Raw genomic sequence first — 18944 nt, 5'->3', positions numbered from 1 at the left:
GACGACGAAGGCGTGCGGCGACCGGCTCCGGGCCGCAGCGGCCCGGCGCTGAGTCGGCCGGCAATTCCCCCTCGTCGAGACCGTCAAACCCCCGAAAGCGGTCTCTTCAGCCATCATTCAGTGCCGCCCGGCGTCCGTCGAGGAGATTTCCCGGAGGGGCAAAAACGCAGGTCAGGTATGTAACGGATCGAGATCTCCGCCCGATGGACGGGCAGACACCCCGGGGGGACCGTGCGGATCGAACTGACGTTGCAGGACCTCGTCCGAGCCCGCCTCGCGGCCGCGGCCGACCCGATGGGGGAGCTCGCCGCGAGCCTGCAGGTGCTGCAGCGGCGCGACGGTGGCCGCAACGCGGCGTCGGCGGCGTTCAACCGGTGGCGGCACCGGGTGTGGCAGGGGCTGCCGGACTCGGCGTCGGTGCTGATGTGGCTCTGCCGCCCGGACGCCCCGATCCCGGAGTTCCTGCTGCCCGCGGCGGGGCGCTACGACCTGGAGTCCGGGCTCGCGGCGGTGCTGCGGGCCGAACCGGTGAGCCTGAAGACCGCGCTGCGCACCGCCCCGGCCGAGCGCGACCTGCCCGCGTGGGCGGCGGCGCTCGCCGACGGCGACACCGCGGGCCTGCCCCGGCTGGTGCAGGCCATGCAGGAGTACCACGACGTCGCGCTCGCGCCGGGCTGGGACGTCGTGTGCGCCCAGGTGGACGCCGATCTCGGGATGCGCACGCAGGTACTGCTCCACGGCGGGATCGACGCGCTGCTGACCGGCCTGCGCCCGAAGGTGCGCTGGACGGCGCCGGTCCTGGAGACCGACGACGGGATCCCCGCGACGCTCCCGTCGGAAGGGACGGGCCTGCTGCTGGTCCCGACGTACTTCCAGGTGTGCCCGGCGCTGGTCCCGCCGTCCCCCGGCGGCACCCCGCGGCTGCACTACCCGTGCGTCCGCCACGCCGCGCACCCCGCCGGGTTCGACCGCGGGGCCCGGAAGACGCCGGGCAACGCGCTGGCGGACCTGCTGGGCCCGACCCGCGCGGCGGCGCTGGCGGTCCTGGCCGTGGGCTGCTCGACGTCGGAACTCGCGGCGCGGCTGGGTGTCACGCCGTCGGCGGTCAGCAAGCACACCACGGTGCTCCGGCGCGCGGGGCTGATCATCACGCACCGGGAGCGCAATACGGTGCTGCACTCGCTCACCCCGCTGGGAAGCGCACTCCTCGACAGCTAGTTCGGTGGATGTCCACAGAGGACGGTTCGAGGCAGGTGTCAGCCGAGGGTGGCGGTCGCCGCGACCAGCTCGTCCAGCGCCTCGCGGGCGAGTTCGGCGAACTCCCGCTCGTTGCCGGGCTCGATCCAGCGGGCGAAGCCGGTCGTGAAGGCGAGCCCGCCGATCTCCGCGGCGAGGCTCGCGGCCGGGGCCGGCACTCCGCGTTCCCGCAGGGCGCCCGCCATCGCGGCGGTGAGCGTCGCGTGCTTGAGCAGCTCACGCTCTCGCAGGTCGCTGTGGCCGGCGACGACGGCTTGGACCTGCTTCGCCCGTTCCCGCCGCTGCGGCCCGAAGGGTGCCGCGGCGGCCGCCAAAGCCGCCGCGACCGCTTCCATCGGGCTCGCGGACGCGGGAACAGCCGTGATCGCTTCGGCGAAGATCCGGCTCAAGGCCTCTTGACCCGCGAAGAGCACTTCACGCTTGTCGGTGAAGTGGCGGAAGAAGGTCCGTTTCGTCAGCCCGGCCCGCTCGGCGATCTCGGCGACCGTGACGCTGTCGTACCCCCGCCCGCCGAACAGGTCGAGCGCGGCGTCCAGCAGTCGCACCCGCGTGTTCGGCTCCCAGCGGCTCATGCCTCCAGCCTAGGCGATGACACTTGGTGCCGTCACGGTGCTAGGGTGATGGCACCAGGTGTCATCATCAAACGGGAGGCTCTCATGCGTGTGTTCGTCACCGGTGCGTCCGGCTGGATCGCCTCGGCCCTCGTGCCCGAACTGCTCGGCGCGGGGCACGAGGTCGTCGGGCTGGCCCGTTCGGACGCCGCGGCGACGGCGGTCGAAGAAAGGGGCGCCGAGGTGCTCCGCGGCGAGCTGGACGACCTCGAAACGCTCCGAGCGGGCGCGGAAGGCGCCGACGGCGTCGTCCACCTCGCCTTCGGCCACGACTTCGCCGGGATGGAAGCCTCGATCCGCACGGACGCGGCTGCGGTCGCCGCCATGGGCGAGGTACTGGGCGGCAAGGTGTTCGTGGCCGCCTCGGGGACGCCGATGGTGCCCGGGCGCGCGGCGACCGAGCAGGACGACCCTGTCTTCGCGGGCCCGGTGGCCGGCCGCGGGGACAACGCCCGCGCGGTGCTCGCCACGGCGGAGCGTGGGGTCCGCGCGTCTCTCGTGCGGCTGCCGCGCTCGGTGCACGGGGAAGGCGACGTCCACGGGCTCATCGCGCGGCTGGCCGGCCTCGGGCGCCAGAAGGGCATCGCGGCCTACGTCGGCGACGGGACGCAGCGCTGGCCCGCCGTGCACGTCTCGGACGCGGCGCACCTGTTCCGCCTGGCCCTGGAACAGGCGCCCGCGGGATCGGTGCTGCACGCGGTGGGCGACGAAGGCGTGCCGATCCGCGAGGTCGCCGAAGTGGTGGGCCGCCGTCTCGGCCTGCCGGTCACGTCCGTGGCGGCCGAGGAGCTCGGCTTCCTGGGCGCGCTGCTCGGGCTCGACCAGCCGGCGTCCAGCGCGAAGACCCAGGAGCTGCTCGGCTGGCGGCCCGTGCACCCGGGGCTGCTGGAGGACCTCGAAAAGGGTTACTACGGCTGAGAAGTGGAGCAGCGCCGGCGGAGGTGGCGACGGTGACACCTCCGCCGGCGCTGGGGTCTTACGCGATCGGCCGGTCCGTCGGCGCGATCGGCCGGGGCAGCACCTCGCGCCCGGTCAGGTAGGCGTCGACGCCGGCCGCCGCCGAGCGGCCTTCCGCGATCGCCCAGACGATCAGGGACTGGCCGCGGCCCATGTCGCCGGCCACGAACACGTTGTCCAGGCTCGTCTTGAACGCCTTGTCGCGCGCCACGTTGCCCCGCGCGTCCAATTCGACGCCGAGATCCTCGATGAGGCCCTTCTTCTGCGGCCCGAGGAAGCCCATCGCCAGCAGGACGAGCTGCGCGGGCAGGTCGCGCTCCGAACCGGGCACCGGGACGAACTTGCCGCCCTCGTTGCGCACCTCGACCAGCTTCAGCGCGCGCACCCGGCCGGAGTCGTCACCCAGGAACTCCTGCGTGTTCACCGCGTACAGCCGCTCGCCGCCCTCTTCGTGCGCCGAGGACACCCGGTAGATCATCGGGTACGTCGGCCACGGGTGGGCGTCGGAACGCTCCTGGGGCGGGCGAGGCATGATCTCCAGCTGCGTCACCGACTTCGCGCCCTGGCGGTGTGACGTCCCGACGCAGTCCGCGCCCGTGTCGCCGCCGCCGATCACGACGACGTCGAGGCCCGCGGCCGAGTAGGGCGACTCGGAAAGCTCGCCGGAGGCGACCCGGTTGGCCGGCGGGAGGAACTCCATCGCCTGGTGGATGCCGTCGAGCTCGCGGCCGGGGATCGGCAGGTCGCGCCAGTCGGTCGCGCCGCCCGCGAGCACGACCGCGTCATAGGACGCCTGCAGCTCGGCCGCCGAAATGTCCACGCCGACGTTCACCGACGTCCGGAACTCCGTGCCTTCGGCTTCCATCTGCGCGAGACGGCGGTCCAGCCGGTGCTTCTCCATCTTGAACTCGGGGATGCCGTAGCGCAGCAGCCCGCCGATCTTGTCGGCCCGCTCGAGGACTACGACGCTGTGGCCCGCGCGCGTGAGCTGCTGCGCCGCGGCAAGACCCGACGGCCCGGACCCGACGACCGCGACCTTCTTGCCGGTCTTCGACGTCGGCGGCTGCGGCGTGACCCAGCCTTCGTCGAAGGCCCGGTCGATGATCGAGATCTCGACCCGCTTGATCGTCACCGGGTCGTCGTTGATCCCGAGCACGCACGCGGTTTCGCAGGGGGCAGGGCACAGCGTCCCGGTGAACTCCGGGAAGTTGTTGGTGGCGTGCAGCCGTTCGATCGCCTGCTGCCAGTCCTCGCGCCAGGTCAGCGTGTTCCACTCCGGGATCAGGTTCCCGAGCGGGCAGCCCTGGTGGCAGAACGGGATGCCGCAGTCCATGCACCGGCCGGCCTGCTTCTGCAGCTTCGTGGTGGCGAAGTCCTCGTAGACCTCTCGCCAGTCCATCAGCCGCAGGTCGACCGGACGGCGCTTCGGCTCTTCGCGGGTGGTGGTCAGAAAGCCCTTGGGGTCAGCCATGTGCGGCCTCCATGATCGCCTCGTTCACGTCGCGCCCGTCGCGCTCGGCCTGCACCTGGGCGGCGAGCACGCGCTTGTAGTCCTTCGGCATGACCTTCCCGAAGCGGTCGACGCCCGCGTCCCAGTCGGCCAGCAGCTCCCGCGCGACCGCGGATTCCGTTTCGTTGTAGTGCTTTTCCAGCGTTTCGCGCAGGAAGTCCGCGTCCTCGGAGTCGAGCGGGTCGAGGTCGACCATCTCCGGGTTGACGCGGTGCGCGGGCAGGTCCAGCACGTACGCGATGCCGCCGGACATGCCGGCCGCGAAGTTGCGCCCGATCGGGCCGAGCACGACCATCCGGCCACCGGTCATGTACTCGCCGCCGTGGTCGCCGACGCCTTCGACGACGGCCAGCGCACCCGAGTTGCGGACGCAGAACCGCTCGCCGACCTTGCCGCGGATGAAGATCTCACCGCTGGTCGCGCCGTAGGCGATGACGTTGCCGGCGATGATGTGGTCTTCGGCGGCGATCCGCGCCTCCTTCGGCGGGCGCACGATCAGCCGTCCGCCGGAGAGGCCCTTGCCGACGTAGTCGTTGCCGTCGCCGTACAGCCGCAGCGTGATGCCCTTCGGCACGAACGCGCCGAACGACTGGCCCGCGGTGCCGGTGAAGGTGACGTCGATGGTGTCGTCCGGCAGGCCTTCGCCGCCCCACCGCTTGGTCAGCTCCGAGCCGAGCATGGTGCCGACGGTCCGGTTGACGTTGCGCACCGGCAGTTCCAGCCGCACCTTGTCGCCGGAGTTGAGCGCACCCTCGGCGAGCTGGATCAGCGTGTTGTCGAGCGCCTTCTCGAGCCCGTGGTCCTGCTTGGTCTGCTGCAGCCGCAGCCCGGCCGGGGCCATCTCCGGGACGTGGAAGATCGGCGACAGGTCGAGCCCGGACGCCTTCCAGTGGTCGATCGCCTTGCGCTTGTCGAGGAACTCGGCGTGCCCGACGGCCTCGGCGATCGACCGGAACCCCAGCTCCGCCAGGTACTCCCGCACTTCCTGGGCGATGAACTCGAAGAAGTTGACGACGTATTCGGCCTTGCCGCTGAACTTCTCGCGCAGCTTCGGGTTCTGCGTCGCGACACCGACCGGGCACGTGTCGAGGTGGCAGACGCGCATCATGATGCAGCCCGACACGACCAGCGGCGCGGTCGCGAAGCCGAACTCCTCGGCGCCGAGCAGCGCCGCGATGATCACGTCACGGCCGGTCTTGAGCTGGCCGTCGGTCTGCACGACGATGCGGTCGCGCAGCCGGTTGGCCAGCAGCGTCTGCTGCGTCTCGGCCAGGCCGAGCTCCCACGGGCCGCCCGCGTGCTTGATCGACGACAGCGGCGAGGCGCCGGTCCCGCCGTCGTGACCCGAGATGAGCACGACGTCCGCGTGCGCCTTGGAGACGCCCGCGGCGACCGTGCCGACGCCGACCTCGGACACGAGCTTCACGTGGATGCGCGCGTTCGGGTTGGCGTTCTTGAGGTCGTGGATCAGCTGGGCCAGGTCCTCGATCGAATAGATGTCGTGGTGCGGCGGCGGCGAAATCAGGCCGACGCCCGGCGTCGAGAACCGCGTCTTCGCGATCCACGGGTACACCTTCGCGCCGGGCAGCTGCCCGCCTTCGCCGGGCTTCGCGCCCTGCGCCATCTTGATCTGGATGTCGTCGGCGTTGACGAGGTACTCGCTCGTGACGCCGAACCGGCCGGAGGCGACCTGCTTCACCGCGCTGCGACGCTCGGGGTCGTACAGCCGTTCCGCGTCTTCGCCGCCTTCGCCGGTGTTGGACTTGGCGCCGAGGCGGTTCATCGCGATGGCCAGGGTCTGGTGCATCTCCATGGAGATCGAGCCGTAGGAGATCGCGCCGGTGGCGAACCGCTTGACGATCTCCGAGACCGGCTCGACCTCGTCGATCGGCACCGGCGCCCGCTTGCCGTACTTGAAGTCGAACAACCCGCGCAGCGTCAGCAGCTTCTCGGCCTGGTCGTCGACGGCCTTCGTGTACTCCTTGAAGACCTCGTACTTGCCGGACCTCGTGGAGTGCTGGAGCTTGAACACCGTCTGCGGGTTGAACAGGTGCGGCTCGCCCTCGCGACGCCACTGGTAGTCCGCGCCGGTCTCCAGCTCGCGGTGCGGCGCGTGGAACCCGTCGCCCGGGAAGGCGAACTTGTGCCGCTTCGCGACCTCGTCGGCGAGCGTGTCGAAGCCGACCCCGCCGAGGCGGGACGTCGTGCCGGTGAAGCAGTTCTCGATGACCTCTTCGCCGAGCCCGATCGCTTCGAAGATCTGCGCGCCGGTGTAGGACGCGACGGTCGAAACGCCCATCTTCGACATCGTCTTGCGGACGCCCTTGCCGAGTGCCTTGATCAGGTTCTGCGTCGCCTGCTTCGGCGTCACACCGGGAATCAAGCCCTGGTGGGCCATCTCCTCGACGGTCGCCATCGCCAGGTACGGGTTCACCGCGGCGACGCCGTAACCGATCAGCAGCGCGATGTGGTGCACCTCGCGCGCGTCGCCGGCCTCGACGATGAGGCCGACCTGCGTGCGCGTCTTCTCGCGGACGAGGTGGTGGTGCACCGCGCCGGTCAGCAGCAGCGAGGGGATCGGCGCGTGGTTCTCGTCGACGCCGCGGTCGGACAGCACGATCAGCCGCGCGCCGTCCTCGATCGCTTCGGAGACTTCGGCGCGGATCTCGTCCAGCCGCTTGATGAGCGCGTCGCCGCCGCCGTGGACGTTGTACCGGCCGAGCACGGTGACCGCCTGGAACTCGGGCAGGTCGCCGTCGTCGTTGACGTGCACCAGCTTGGCGAGCTGGTCGTTGTCGAGCACCGGGAACGGCAGCGCGATCCGGCGGCAGCTCGCGGCGTCGCCGACCAGAAGGTTCGGCTCGGCGCCGATCTGCGTGCCGAGCGCGGTGACGAGCTCCTCGCGGATGGCGTCCAGCGGCGGGTTCGTCACCTGGGCGAACAGCTGGATGAAGTAGTCGAAGATCAGCCGCGGGCGGCTGGAGAGCGTCGCGATCGGCGAGTCGTTGCCCATCGAGCCGATCGGCTCCGCGCCGGTGCGGGCCATCGGCTCGAGGATGGCTTCGAGCTCTTCCTCGGTGTAGCCGAACGACTGCTGGCGGCGGACGAGCGTGGCGTGCAGCGGCACTTCGCGGTCGCGCTCCGGCAGGTCTTCCAGCTGGAGCAGGCCGGCTTCGACCCATTCGTCGTACGGGTGCGCGGTGGCCAGTTCGGTTTTGACCTCCTCGTCCTCGATGATCCGGCCTTCGGCGGTGTCCACGAGGAACATCCGGCCGGGTTCGAGGCGTCCCTTCCGGACGATCGTCGCCGGGTCGATGTCGAGCACGCCGACTTCGGAGGCGAGCACGACGAGCCCGTCGTCGGTCACCCAGTACCGGCCGGGGCGGAGGCCGTTGCGGTCGAGGACGGCCCCGATCTGGGAGCCGTCGGTGAAGGCGACGAGCGCCGGGCCGTCCCACGGCTCCATCAGCGTCGAGTGGAACTCGTAGAACGCACGCCGCGCGGGGTCCATCTCCTGGTGGTTCTCCCAGGCCTCCGGGATCATCATCAGGACGGCGTGGGGCAGCGAGCGGCCGCCGAGGTGGAGCAGCTCGAGGACCTCGTCGAAGGACGCGGAGTCGCTGGCGCCGCGCGTGATCACCGGGTAGATCCGCTTGAGGTCGCCGGGGATCAGGTCGGTCTCGAGCAGCGCCTCGCGGGCGTCCATCCAGTTGCGGTTGCCGCGCAACGTGTTGATCTCGCCGTTGTGCGCGACGTACCGGTAGGGGTGCGCCAGCGGCCACGACGGGAACGTGTTGGTGGAGAAGCGGGAGTGCACCAGGCCGATGGCGCTCGTGACGCGCTCGTCGGTCAGGTCGGCGAAGAACCGCGCGACCTGGGGCTCGGTGAGCATTCCTTTGTAGACGATCGTGCGCGAAGACAAAGAGGAGAAGTACACAGCCGGTTCCCCGGTGTCCTCGACGAGCTCGTGCTCGGCGCGCTTGCGGACGCAGAACGCGCTGCGCTCGATGTGCAGCGGGTCCGAATGCTCCGGTTTCGGGCGGCGCGCGGCGAGGAACAGCTGCGTGAAGTGCGGCATGGTCTCGGCCGCGGTCGGCCCGCAGTGCTCGGTGTGCACCGGCAGTTCGCGCCAGCCGAGGACGCGCATGTCCTCTTCCGCCGCGATGCGCTCGATGGTCGTCATGGCCCGGCCGCGGCGCTTTTCGTCCTGCGGCAGGAAAGCCGTGCCGACGGCGTAGGTACCCGGCTCGGGGAGCTCGAAGTCCACGACCTCGCGGTAGAACTCGTCCGGGATCTGGATGAGCAGTCCGGCGCCGTCGCCGGTGTCCGGTTCGGCGCCGCGTGCTCCGCGATGTTCCAGGTTGCGCAACGCGACCAAGGCCTTGGCGACGATCGAATGATCCCTTCGCCCGGTTAGGTCGGCGACGAAGGCGACACCGCAGGCGTCGTGTTCGTAGTCGCTCCGGTAGAGGCCCTTGGCCTCGGCGTTGCTGAGCTGCTCCCCGGACGGGGGCAGGGAACTGGCACGGTGGGTCACGGCTGGCCGCCTCCCAAGGCGTTGGCGCGACCGGTACTCACTCCATCGAGTGGTTCTTGCTGAACCGGTTAACGAAGTGGTCCGGTACCGCGATGGTCAGTCGAGAACAGTTGCTGTTGTCGAAGTGCAAGATGCCGCGAAGGATCGGCCGGGCTCTGTGGCCCGGAAACCGGAAGCGGAGCATCTGGGAGGCCGCACGACACTGGGCAGCCGAACATGTCGGGTCCTGCGTGCGCGCACAGACCGGCCACTGAAGGGTGGGGGCCGGGCGGAGCGCGCGGTGTTACTCCCGGGTTCGCCGGGGTCTTATGACGATAGTGTGAATTCGCTGTTATCGACATACGTCGTTGCGCCCGGGTGGGAAATGCCACGCTTGCGTTGACGGCACCGGGGGTAGTCCCATATGCCGGGCTGGACCTCCCGGCCGGCGGTATGAGAGCGCCGTGACCTGCGGAAACGTGTGTCCCAAGTGGTCCAGGGTGCGTGTCGTGACGTCGTCGCGGGGTGAGAAGCTGGGTACATGGCGGACCGGTCCGATGGCTGATCGTTATCTCTCCGTGGCTCGCTCAGGGGTCCACGAGATCGAGATCAAGCGCTCCCGGTTCCTGTGCGCGCTCGCTCCCGTGACCTCGGAGGAGGCCGCGCGCGAGTTCATCGCGGCCCGCCGTCGCGCCGATCCTCAGGCGCGGCACCACTGTCACGCCTTCGTTTTGGGGCCGGATGGGCGAACTCAGCGGTCCAGCGACGACGGCGAGCCGGCGGGCACCGCGGGCACGCCGATGCTGGAAGTGCTGCGCCGCCGCGAACTGACCGACACCGTGGCGGTGGTGACGCGGTACTTCGGCGGGGTGCTGTTGGGGGCCGGCGGGCTCATCCGCGCGTACGGTCAGTCCGTTTCGGACGCACTGGAAGTTGTTGGTGTACTAGAACACCGGCGTCTCAGTCTCGTCGAAGTGGCGGTCAGCTACGACCGCGCGGGCCGGCTGGAGAACGACCTGCGCGCGTCGCCGTACCTCCTCCACGCGACCCGCTTCGAGGAGCAGGCCCACTTCGAGATCGGCCTCGCGCGGGCCGAGACCGACGCTTTCGCCAGCTGGCTCGCCGACCAGACCAACGGCGAAGCCACCACAACTTCCCTGGGCGACCACTGGATCACCGCCTGAACCGGCCCTTCAGGAACGGTTGCGGGCCAGCCACTCTTCGCGAGTTATCGCGTACGCGACTTCGCCGTGTTCGCTGCCCGGGGCTCGCTCGTGCTCGGGGAACTCTTCGAAGTACGTGCGGAGGAACTTCATCCCCAGCTTTTCCATCACGCGGCGCGAGCGGTGGTTCACCGTCATGGTGAACGCCGTGACGCGCCGGACGCCCAGCTCGGTGAAGCCCTTCGCGAGCAGTGCCGCCGAGCCTTCGGTGCCGTAGCCCTGGCCCCACGCCTTCCGGTGCAGCCGGTACCCCAGTTCGGGCTCGTCCACCGGATCTTCCGGACGCGGCCGGAAGTGGAACCACCCCAGGAAATCGCCGGTCCGCTTCTCGATCGCCGCCCAGAACCCGTAACCGGGGAAACGCTCGTAGTAACCGAGGAACGCGGGGAGGTCGAGGGTGACGATCTCGGTGCGATCCGCCGGCAGGCCCCCATTGAGGTACTTCATCACGGCCGGGTCGTCGTAGAGTTCGAACAGCGCGTCGGCGTCGTTCTCGGTGAACCGGCGGAGGATCAGCCGCTCGGTTTCGAGGAATACGTGCATCGGGTGATGCTGACAGTGACCCCAGTGTGTGGCAACGTGATTACGCGGCGACCGGGAGAACCTCGCCCAGTGCCTGCGAGCCGGCCTCGGTGAGCAGGGCGGGCACGCGCTCGCCGCACTTGCCGGGGCGGGCAGCGGCGATCAGGCCGAGCCGCGCGAGCCGGTGCGCGGTCGTCTGGTCGCAGCAGCTCAGGCCGTCGATGAACAGGTCGGGCTCGCAGCTGCAGCTGATCTCGGCCTGGCCCCCGGCCACGGCTCTCAACGTGGCCCGCTCACGATGGTTCAGTTCGGTGATCATGGCGGCGCCTCCTTCCCGTCGAACTCATTAGACGCCTCACCACCGACAGTTTCCGCCTCCTAGCGTGCGAACCCGGGTATTGAGGGACTACACGTAGGGGTGGCGTGTCGCGCAGCTCAGGGGCAACCCTCGGATACCCCCGGGAAAAGCGGTTCAAGCGTCGTCTTGCGCAGGTGGCGGAAAACGATCGACGTCCGGAAGCCGACGATCTCGCGGCGCAATGCCAGCCGGTCGGTGAGGAAAGCGTGCAACGCGTCGATGTCGGGCGTGGTCACTTCGATCAGGAAATCGTCGTTTCCCGCCGTGACGTACACCGAAAGCACTTCCGGCAGTTCGGCGATCGAGCGCTGGAAGGAATCGATCACCGCCCGGCTCAGCGGCCGCACCTGCGCCGTGACGAGCGCCCGGACGCCGCGGTTGAGGCTCGCGAGGTCGATGTCGGCGTGGTAGCCGCGGATGACGCCGCGTTCGCGGAGCAGCCGGATGCGTTCGAGACACGTCGACGGCGCGATGCCGACCTTGCGGGCGATGTCCCGGTTGGTCTGCCGCGCGTCCTCCTGCAGCAGGCGCACGATCGCCGAATCAAGTTCGTCCAGCACCGTGACCTCCGTATCGGAACCGAATTTCGTTCGGCAGCTCGCCGACTTCGTCGACGTTCACTCTAACTTCGACTGTCATGACCGCACATGAGCAGCTTGTGGCCCGTCGTGGCCGTCGATCCGGCGTCACCACGATGGTCGCGATCCATTCGACCGCTCTCGGCCCCGCCGTCGGCGGCTGCCGCTTCAAGCCGTACGCCGATCTCGGCGAGGCCGTGGCCGACGTCCTCCGCCTGTCCGCCGCGATGACGGCGAAGTGCGCCGTCGCGGGACTCGCGTACGGCGGCGGCAAGAGCGTCATCGCGCCGGAGCCGGGACGGGTGCTGACGCCGTCGGACCGCCGGGACGTCCTCCTCGACCACGCCGACCTGATCGCCGAGTTCGGCGGGACCTACCTCGCCGGCCCGGACGTCGGCACCGGACCGGACGACATGCTGGTGCTCCGCGAGGTCTCGGCGTTCGCGTTCTGCACGCCCGAGTCCGCGGGCGGCACCGGCTCGTCCAGCGGCCCGACGGCCGTCGGCGTGCTCGCCGCGCTCCGCGCCGTGTTCGGCACCGCGGACATGACGGGGCGCCGGGTGGTGATCAGCGGCTACGGCTCGGTCGGCACCCACCTGGCCGCTCGCTTGCGAGCCGCCGGGGCCGAAGTCGTCGTTTCCGACGTCGACGCCGCGAAGCGAGCCGAGGCGGAGAGCAGCGGGCTGACCTGGGTGGATCCGGAGAAAGCGCTCACGCTCACGGCCGACGTGGTCGTCCCGGCGGCGGTCGGCGGGGTCCTCAGCCCCGAGACGGTGGCCAGGCTCGACACGCCGGTCGTCGTCGGCCCGGCCAACAACCAGCTCACCGGCGACGCCGTCGCGGCCGACCTCGCCGCCCGGGGCGTGCTGTGGATCCCGGACTATGTGGCGAGCGCGGGCGGGATCCTCTACACGCTCTCGCGGGAGGCGGACGGCCTGGGCCACGACGCGGCGCTCGCCCGGGTGGAGACGATCGAGCGGACCGTGGCGGACCTCCTCGCGGCCGCGAAGGCCAACGGGACCACACCGCTGGCGGAGGCGGCGGCGCTGGCGGAGCGAAGGCTCACGGCCGCAGCGGCGTAACGCTCGGGCCCCGTCTCAAGCGCCCCAATGTGGCGTTCGGTGCGTCCAGCGCACCCAATGTGGCGTTCGGTGCGTTGGACGCAACCAACGCCACATTGGGGCGCTTCGGGGACTGCGCGGCCGGGCCGTGTGGCGGTCAGTGGCCCTCAGCGGCGCGTGTGGTCGCGGAGAGCCGCCAGTACCTCGGGAGACGTCGTGAACTCGCCGAGGCGGACCGGCTTGCGGTCGCCGTGGAAGTCGCTCGACCCGGTGACCGGCAGTCCCAGCTCCGCGGCCACCTCGCGCAACCGCCGCCGGACCTCCGGTGGCTGCTCCGGGTGGTCCGCCTCGATCGCGGCGAGCCCGGCTTCGGCGAGCCTCGCCAGCTGGGCGTCCGTGACCTCGGCCCGGCGCTTCACCGACCGCGGGTGGGCGAGCACCGCCGCGCCGCCCGCCGCGCGGACCAGTGCGATCGCCTCCGTCGTGGCCAGGACGTGTTTCGGCACGTCTGCGCGGCCGCCGTCGGCGATCCAGTCCGGGGTGAACGCGTTCTCGACCACGCCCGCCGCCACCAGCGCCGCGGCGACGTGCGGGCGGCCGAGTGGTGCGCCGCCCGCGATCGCCTCGACCTGCGGGAGCGTGATCGGCGCGCCCAGCTCGCGGCAGCGTTCCACCATCCGGACCGCGCGGCGGGTCCGGTCGGTGCGGATCAGCTCCAGCTCGGCGGCCAGCGGCGCGTGCCCGGGATCGACGAAGTAGCCGAGCAGGTGCACCTCGGCGTCGTCGAGCCGGCACGAGATCTCGACGCCGGGCACGATCTCGACGCCGTCCGCCGCCTGGGCCGCCGTGGCCAGGCCGGCGAGCGTGTCGTGGTCGGTCAAGGCGATCACCGTCAGCCCGGCGAGGGCGGCCAGCCGGGGGAGCTCCGCGGGCGGTGTCGTCCCGTCGGAGGCGGTGCTGTGCGTGTGCAGGTCGATCGTCACGCAGCGGATCGTCCCACCGATCGTCTTGAATGGGGGCGTGGAGATCCTCACCGACGCCGCCACGCTCGCGCTGTACACCACCGACGCGTCCAACTACCGCCACGTGCCCCGCGGCGTGGTGCTGCCGCGGACCGTCGACGACGTCGTCGCCGCGGTCGCCGAGGCCCGCGCGCGCGACCTGCCGGTGATCGCGCGGGGCGGCGGCACGAGCGTCGCCGGGAACGCGTGCGGCCCGGGGCTGGTGATCGACACGTCGAGGCACCTCGGCGGCGTCCTCTCGCTGGACCCCGGGAAACGGCTCGCGCGGGTGCGGCCAGGCACGGTGCTGGACGACCTGCAGGCGGTCGCGGCCCCGCACGGGCTGCGGTTCGGCCCGGACCCGTCGACGCACAGCCGCTGCACGCTCGGCGGCATGATCGGCAACAACGCCTGCGGCTCGCACTCGGTCGCGTGGGGCCGCACGGTCGACGTCGTCCGCTCGCTCGACGTCCTGCTCTACGACGGCACACGGCTGCGGGTGGGGCGGGACGAACCGGCCGAAGGCAGGATCTTCGACGAGCTGCGCGCGCTGGTGCGGGACAACCTGGCGGTGCTGCGCAAGGAACTCTCGACGTGGCCCCGCCGGGTGTCCGGCTACGGGCTCGAACACCTGTTGCCGGAGAACGGTTTCGACGTCGCCAAGGCCCTCGTCGGCAGCGAGGGCACGTGCGTGACCGTCCTGGAGGCCACGGTCGCGCTGGCCGAGCTGCCGAAGCGCCGGGTGCTGGCGGTGCTGGGGTTCCCGTCCGACATCGCCGCCGCCGACGCGGTGCCGTCGATCCTGCCGTGGTCCCCGCTGACCGTCGAGGGTGTGGACGCCGAGCTCGTCGCGATGCTCCCCGGCCGGGACGGCGACCTGCCGCCGGGCGGGGCCTGGCTGTTCGTCGAACTGGCCGGGGAAGACCCGGCCGAGCGGGCCCGCGCGCTGGCCGCGTCGCTCGACCTCACCGGCTTCACGATCCTCGACGACCCGGCCGCGCAACGCCGGTTGTGGCGCATCCGCGAGGAAGGCGCCGGGCTCGCGACGCGGCTCGCCGACGGCTCGGAGGCGTGGCCCGGCTGGGAGGACGCCGCCGTCCCGCCGGAGCGGCTCGGCGCGTACCTGCGCGAGTTCAAGGAACTCATGCGGTCGCACGGGCGGCGCAGCGTGGTCTACGGCCACTACGGCGAGGGCTGCCTGCACCTGCGGCTGGACTTCGACCTGCTGTCCTCCCCGGGCATCGCCGCGTTCCGCCGGTTCCTGGAGGAGGCCGCGGACCTCGTCGCCGCACACGGCGGATCCCTCTCCGGCGAACACGGTGACGGCCAGGCGCGGTCCGAGCTGCTGTCCCGCATGTACAGCCCCGAGATGCTGGACGTCTTCGCGCGGTTCAAGGCGATCTTCGACCCGGCCGGGCGGATGAACCCCGGCATCCTGGTGGCGCCGCGGCCGGTCGACGCGAACCTGCGCGTGCGCCCGGCCCCGCTGTCCATCGAGGACGTCACCGCGCTGGGGTACCCGGAGGACCGGGGGAGTTTCGGGCAGGCGATGCGGCGCTGCGTCGGCGTGGGGAAGTGCCGCAACACCAGCGGCGGCGGCGTGATGTGCCCGAGCTACCGGGCCACGCGCGAAGAGAAGCACTCGACGCGGGGACGCGCGCACCTGCTCGCCGAGATGATCAACGGCGAGGTCATCAAGGACGGCTGGCGCTCGGCGGAGGTCCACGAGGCCCTGGACCTGTGCTTGTCCTGCAAGGGGTGCCTGTCCGACTGCCCGGTCGATGTCGACATGGCGACCTACAAGGCGGAGTTCCTGCACCAGCACTACCGGCGGCGGCTCCGCCCGGCGTCGCACTACTCGATGGGCTGGCTGCCGCTGTGGCTGCGGCTCAGCGCGCGGATGCCCCGCCTGGCCAACGCCGCCGGGCGGTCCCGATGGGCGTCCGGCCTGCTCAAGCGGCTCGGCGGGATCGCCGCGGAACGCGCGCTGCCGGAGTTCGCGCCCGCGCCGTTCACCCGGACGCGGGCGGACCTGCGACGCCGGGCGTCGGGCGAGCGCCGCGTGGTGCTGTGGCCGGATTCGTTCAACAACCACCTGACGCCGTCGGTGCTGGCGGCCGCGCACGAGGTGCTGACCGCGGCCGGCTACGACGTCGTCCTGCCGGACCGCGGAGTCTGCTGTGGACTCACGTGGGTGTCGACGGGCCAGCTCGGCGTCGCGCGCCGGGTCCTGGACCGGACCCTGGACGTGCTGGCCCCGTACCTGGCCGACGGGTACGAGGTGGCGGGCCTGGAACCGAGCTGCACGGCGTTGTTCCGCGGCGACCTGCCCGCGCTGATGCCGGGGGACGCGCGTGCCGAACTGCTGGCGTCGCGGACGTTCACGTTCGCGGAACTGCTGTCCCGGGCGCCGATCCCGTTCGCGAACCTCGACGTCGACGCGATCACGCAGGTGCACTGCCACCAGCACGCCGTCCTGGGCTTCGGCGCCGACGAGTCCGCGCTGGCGGCCGCGGGTGTGCGGAACACGACGCTGGACTCGGGCTGTTGCGGCCTGGCCGGCAACTTCGGCTTCGAGCGCGGTCACTACGACGTCTCGAAGGCGGTGGCCGAGGACCGGATGCTCCCCGCCATCCGCGCGGCTTCCCCGGAGACGGTCGTGGTGTCGGACGGCTTCAGCTGCCGGACGCAGATCGCCCAGGAATCGGGCCGCGAGCCGGTGCACCTGGCGGAACTGCTGCGCCGCGCGCTGCCGTGATCATTCGGCCCGCTCCAGTAGCGTCCGGACGGCGGTGAGGACGAGCCGGACGATGGCGTCGGGGTCGGCGCCGGCCAGCGGCTGCTTGCCGGTGATCTCGCGGACCACCCCGATGCCCATCAGCCAGGCCAGCGCGAGGTCGGCGCGCAGCTCGGCGTCCGGGGCGTCGGTCAGCGTGGCCAGGATCCGCGCGTACTCCTCACCGATCTCCTCGCGGAGCACGGCCCCGACGTCGCCGCTGCCCGACGAGCGCAGGTACGTCTCGAGCGTCCGGTTCCGGTCGCTCCCCGGCTCGAGCAGGCTGCGCAGGGAAGCGCTGAGCAGCCGTTCCGGCGGGTGGGTTTCGAGGTGCTCGCGCCCGCTGCGGGCGATGACCTCTTCGAACAGCGCTTCCTTGCTGCCGAAGTAGCGGAACAGCAGCGACTGGTTGACCCCGGCCAGGTCGGCGATGTCGCGCACGGTCGTCCGGTCGAACCCGCGCTCGGCGAACAGCTTCGCGCCGGCGTCCAGCAGTGCCTGGCGCGTCGCGGCCGCGTCACGCTTCCGGCCCGGCTGTTCGGTCACCGGTGAAGGTTAACCGCCGGGCCGGTCCGGAGCGCGGCGGCTCAGCCGGTGACGCGGATCGCGGCGGCGGGGCAGCTCAGCTCCGCCTGCCGGACGGCGTCCTGCTCACCGGCGGCGGGCCCGTCCCTGAGGAGGACGACCGTGCCGTCCTCCTCGTCCTGGTCGAACGTGTGCGGCGCCAGCAGGACGCACTGTCCGGAAGAGACACAGCTGCTCGTGTCGACGGTGATCTCCACGGCTCACCACTCCACGGGGACGCGCTCGACACCGCCGGCGACGCGGTTCTTGCGGACCGGGATCTCGTCGATCCCGACCGCCAGCCGCAGACCGGGAAAGCGGCGGAACAGCTTCGGGAACACCGTCCGCAGCTCGGTGCGGGCGAGGTTGGCGCCGATGCAGACGTGGGCGCCGGTGCCGAAGGCGAGGTGCACGTTCGGCGTCCGGTCCGGGACGAACTCGTCGGGGTCGGCGAACACCGAGGCGTCGCGGTTGGCCGCGTCGCTGGAGATGAGCACCGCGTCGCCGCGCATGATCCGCGTCCCGGCGATCTCGACGTCCTCGTGGGCGTACCGCAGCAGGCCGGTGCCGCTGGTGGCCGTCAGCCGCAGGATCTCCTCGACGGTCTGGTTCACCTGCCCCTCGGGGTCGGCGGCGAAACGATCGCGGCGGGCGGGGTCGCTGAGCAGGAACAACGTGCCCATCGCGATGCGCGTGGACGTCGTTTCGTGGCCGGCGAACAGCAGGCCGGTCGCCATCCGGGCGAGGTCGTCGTCGGTGAAGGCCGGGTCGTCGGCCTGAACCGCGACCATGTCCGAGATGACGTCCGGCTGCGGGTCGGCGCGCTTGGTGTCGGCGAGCTTCGTCATGTAGGCCTTGAACTCGGTCATCGCCGCCTGGGCGTCCTCGCCTCCGTCCATTTTCGCGATCCGCTCGGACAGCCCGCGGAAGTGCCCGCGGTCGGCGTACGGCACGCCCAGCAGTTCGCAGATCACCAGCACCGGCAAGGGGAACGCGAGGAAGTCGGTCAGGTCGACGGGCTCGCCGGGGTGTGCGTCGCGGGCGGCCTGCAGGTCGTCGAGGCAGCGGTCGGTCAGCTCGGCGATGCGGTCGCCGAGGGCGCGCATGCGCGGCGCGGAGAACGCCGGCGCCAGCATCCGGCGCATCCGCTTGTGTTCCCGCTCTTCGGTTTCGAAGTCGCCGCTCGGGCCGTCCTGCACGGCGGCGTAGGAAATCCGCGACGCCTCTTCCGGCTTCGGGTGCGAGCGCCCGAAGCGGCGGTCGCGGAAGACTTCCTTGGCTTCCTCGTACGACGTGATGAGCCACGCCGGGTCGCCGGCGGGTGTCAGCACGCGGCTCACCGCCGCCTGCCGCCGGAGAACTTCGTAGTCCGGAGCGATCGCCAGCGCGTTCGCGCGGGCGAAGGGGAGGCGAGGCGTTTCTTCGGTGGTGGTCATGCGCCTTCTCTCGGATCGGTTTTCAGGTCGGCGAGCCAGCGGAGCTCGGCGTCGAACTTCCCCAGCACGTGGTGCAGCGCGGCCCGGCTCCACGGATCGGCCTGGCCGGCGGCCAGCCCGGTGAGCCGGGCGTGCTCGGCGGTCAGCGCCCGCTCGCGGGTGCCGAGCACGCGCGCCCGTTCGTCCTCGCGCAGCCAGGCGAAGTTCCCGACGCGGGCCAGGAACTCGGGCTCGTTGAGCGCCAGGTCGGCCGGGAAGTCGGCGAGCATGTCGTGCAGCAGCTCCCGCCCGACGTCGGTGATCGTGTAGACGTGCCGCGGCGGTTTGGCCTCCTGCTCCTCCGCGCTGCGGCTCACCGCGCCCGCGTCGACGAAGCGCCGCAGCGTGGGGTAGAGCGAGTTGTTCGACAAGGTGTGGCCGGTCGACGCCTCCACGGCCTTGCGCAGTTCGTAACCGTGCATCGGCGCCGCGGCCAGCTTCGACAGCAAGAGGATCTCGATCCACACCTAGGTCACCGTAACCTAGGTCTTCGTGACAAGGCAATGGCTCACCGTGACATCCGGACGGAAACTTT

Annotated in this window: 16 protein-coding genes; 5 read left to right on the top strand and 11 right to left on the bottom strand. The window is 71.2% G+C overall.

What is annotated here, in order from left to right; genetic code table 11:
* The first annotated feature begins 231 nt into the window (after nt 1-231).
* Nucleotides 232-1218 (top strand): ArsR/SmtB family transcription factor, encoded by a 987-nt coding sequence (locus CF165_RS33740; protein WP_093951631.1) that lies wholly within the window; start codon nt 232-234, stop codon nt 1216-1218.
* A 38-nt stretch (nt 1219-1256) separates the two neighbouring features.
* Here the strand turns inward: CF165_RS33740 and CF165_RS33735 are convergent, their stop codons facing one another.
* Complete coding sequence (locus CF165_RS33735) at nt 1257-1829, bottom strand: TetR/AcrR family transcriptional regulator (protein ID WP_093951630.1); 573 nt, start codon at nt 1827-1829, stop codon at nt 1257-1259.
* Between the two features lie 84 nt (nt 1830-1913).
* Here CF165_RS33735 and CF165_RS33730 point away from each other — a divergent pair, with 84 nt between their 5' ends.
* Nucleotides 1914-2786: an SDR family oxidoreductase gene (locus CF165_RS33730; protein WP_093951629.1), complete on the top strand. Its 873-nt coding sequence runs from the start codon at nt 1914-1916 to the stop codon at nt 2784-2786.
* Between the two features lie 58 nt (nt 2787-2844).
* On the opposite strand, the gene CF165_RS33725 is transcribed toward CF165_RS33730, so the two are convergent.
* The gene (locus tag CF165_RS33725) at nt 2845-4296 is read right to left on the bottom strand and encodes a glutamate synthase subunit beta (protein WP_093951628.1); all 1452 of its coding nucleotides are present in this window, start codon (nt 4294-4296) and stop codon (nt 2845-2847) included.
* Entirely contained in the window at nt 4289-8872 is a 4584-nt protein-coding gene (gltB, locus tag CF165_RS33720) for a glutamate synthase large subunit (RefSeq protein ID WP_093951627.1), read from the bottom strand. The genes CF165_RS33725 and gltB overlap by 8 nt, the downstream gene beginning before the upstream one ends.
* 536 nt (nt 8873-9408) lie before the next feature.
* Between gltB and CF165_RS33715 the strand changes: the two genes are divergently transcribed.
* Nucleotides 9409-10035 (top strand): YigZ family protein, encoded by a 627-nt coding sequence (locus tag CF165_RS33715; protein ID WP_093951626.1) that lies wholly within the window; start codon nt 9409-9411, stop codon nt 10033-10035.
* A gap of 9 nt (nt 10036-10044) precedes the next feature.
* On the opposite strand, the gene CF165_RS33710 is transcribed toward CF165_RS33715, so the two are convergent.
* The 3 genes from CF165_RS33710 to CF165_RS33700 form a co-directional block, all read right to left on the bottom strand.
* Nucleotides 10045-10617: a GNAT family N-acetyltransferase gene (locus CF165_RS33710; RefSeq protein WP_093951625.1), complete on the bottom strand. Its 573-nt coding sequence runs from the start codon at nt 10615-10617 to the stop codon at nt 10045-10047.
* A 40-nt stretch (nt 10618-10657) separates the two neighbouring features.
* Nucleotides 10658-10915 (bottom strand): hypothetical protein, encoded by a 258-nt coding sequence (locus CF165_RS33705; protein WP_167441634.1) that lies wholly within the window; start codon nt 10913-10915, stop codon nt 10658-10660.
* Nucleotides 10916-11031: 116 nt separating this feature from the next.
* On the bottom strand, nt 11032-11511 hold the full coding sequence (locus tag CF165_RS33700) for an Lrp/AsnC family transcriptional regulator (RefSeq protein ID WP_093951708.1): 480 nt from the start codon (nt 11509-11511) through the stop codon (nt 11032-11034).
* 80 nt (nt 11512-11591) lie between these two features.
* Between CF165_RS33700 and CF165_RS33695 the strand changes: the two genes are divergently transcribed.
* Complete coding sequence (locus CF165_RS33695; protein WP_093951624.1) at nt 11592-12614, top strand: Glu/Leu/Phe/Val dehydrogenase dimerization domain-containing protein; 1023 nt, start codon at nt 11592-11594, stop codon at nt 12612-12614.
* A gap of 146 nt (nt 12615-12760) precedes the next feature.
* Here the strand turns inward: CF165_RS33695 and CF165_RS33690 are convergent, their stop codons facing one another.
* Nucleotides 12761-13576, bottom strand: a complete 816-nt coding sequence (locus CF165_RS33690; protein WP_093951623.1) for a PHP domain-containing protein — start codon at nt 13574-13576, stop codon at nt 12761-12763.
* A 37-nt stretch (nt 13577-13613) separates the two neighbouring features.
* Between CF165_RS33690 and CF165_RS33685 the strand changes: the two genes are divergently transcribed.
* A complete protein-coding gene (locus CF165_RS33685) occupies nt 13614-16352 on the top strand; it encodes an FAD-binding and (Fe-S)-binding domain-containing protein (protein ID WP_093951622.1) in 2739 nt (912 codons plus the stop codon).
* Here CF165_RS33685 and CF165_RS33680 read toward each other — a convergent pair whose 3' ends face one another.
* The 4 genes from CF165_RS33680 to CF165_RS33665 are packed head-to-tail and all read right to left on the bottom strand — an operon-like array spanning nt 16353 to nt 18876.
* The gene (locus CF165_RS33680; RefSeq protein WP_093951621.1) at nt 16353-16916 is read right to left on the bottom strand and encodes a TetR/AcrR family transcriptional regulator; all 564 of its coding nucleotides are present in this window, start codon (nt 16914-16916) and stop codon (nt 16353-16355) included.
* Between the two features lie 41 nt (nt 16917-16957).
* Nucleotides 16958-17152, bottom strand: a complete 195-nt coding sequence (locus tag CF165_RS33675) for a ferredoxin (RefSeq protein ID WP_093951620.1) — start codon at nt 17150-17152, stop codon at nt 16958-16960.
* 3 nt (nt 17153-17155) lie between these two features.
* Nucleotides 17156-18370 (bottom strand): cytochrome P450, encoded by a 1215-nt coding sequence (locus tag CF165_RS33670; RefSeq protein WP_093951619.1) that lies wholly within the window; start codon nt 18368-18370, stop codon nt 17156-17158.
* Nucleotides 18367-18876: a PadR family transcriptional regulator gene (locus CF165_RS33665; protein WP_093951618.1), complete on the bottom strand. Its 510-nt coding sequence runs from the start codon at nt 18874-18876 to the stop codon at nt 18367-18369. Before CF165_RS33665 ends, CF165_RS33670 begins: the two co-directional genes overlap by 4 nt.
* Between the last annotated feature and the right edge of the window lie 68 nt (nt 18877-18944).

This window comes from Amycolatopsis vastitatis, from assembly GCF_002234595.1.
In the GTDB taxonomy this organism is placed as follows: Bacteria; Actinomycetota; Actinomycetes; order Mycobacteriales; family Pseudonocardiaceae; genus Amycolatopsis; species Amycolatopsis vastitatis.
The sequence above is the reverse complement of the archived record's forward strand: the minus strand, read 5'-3'. Positions and strand labels throughout refer to the sequence as shown.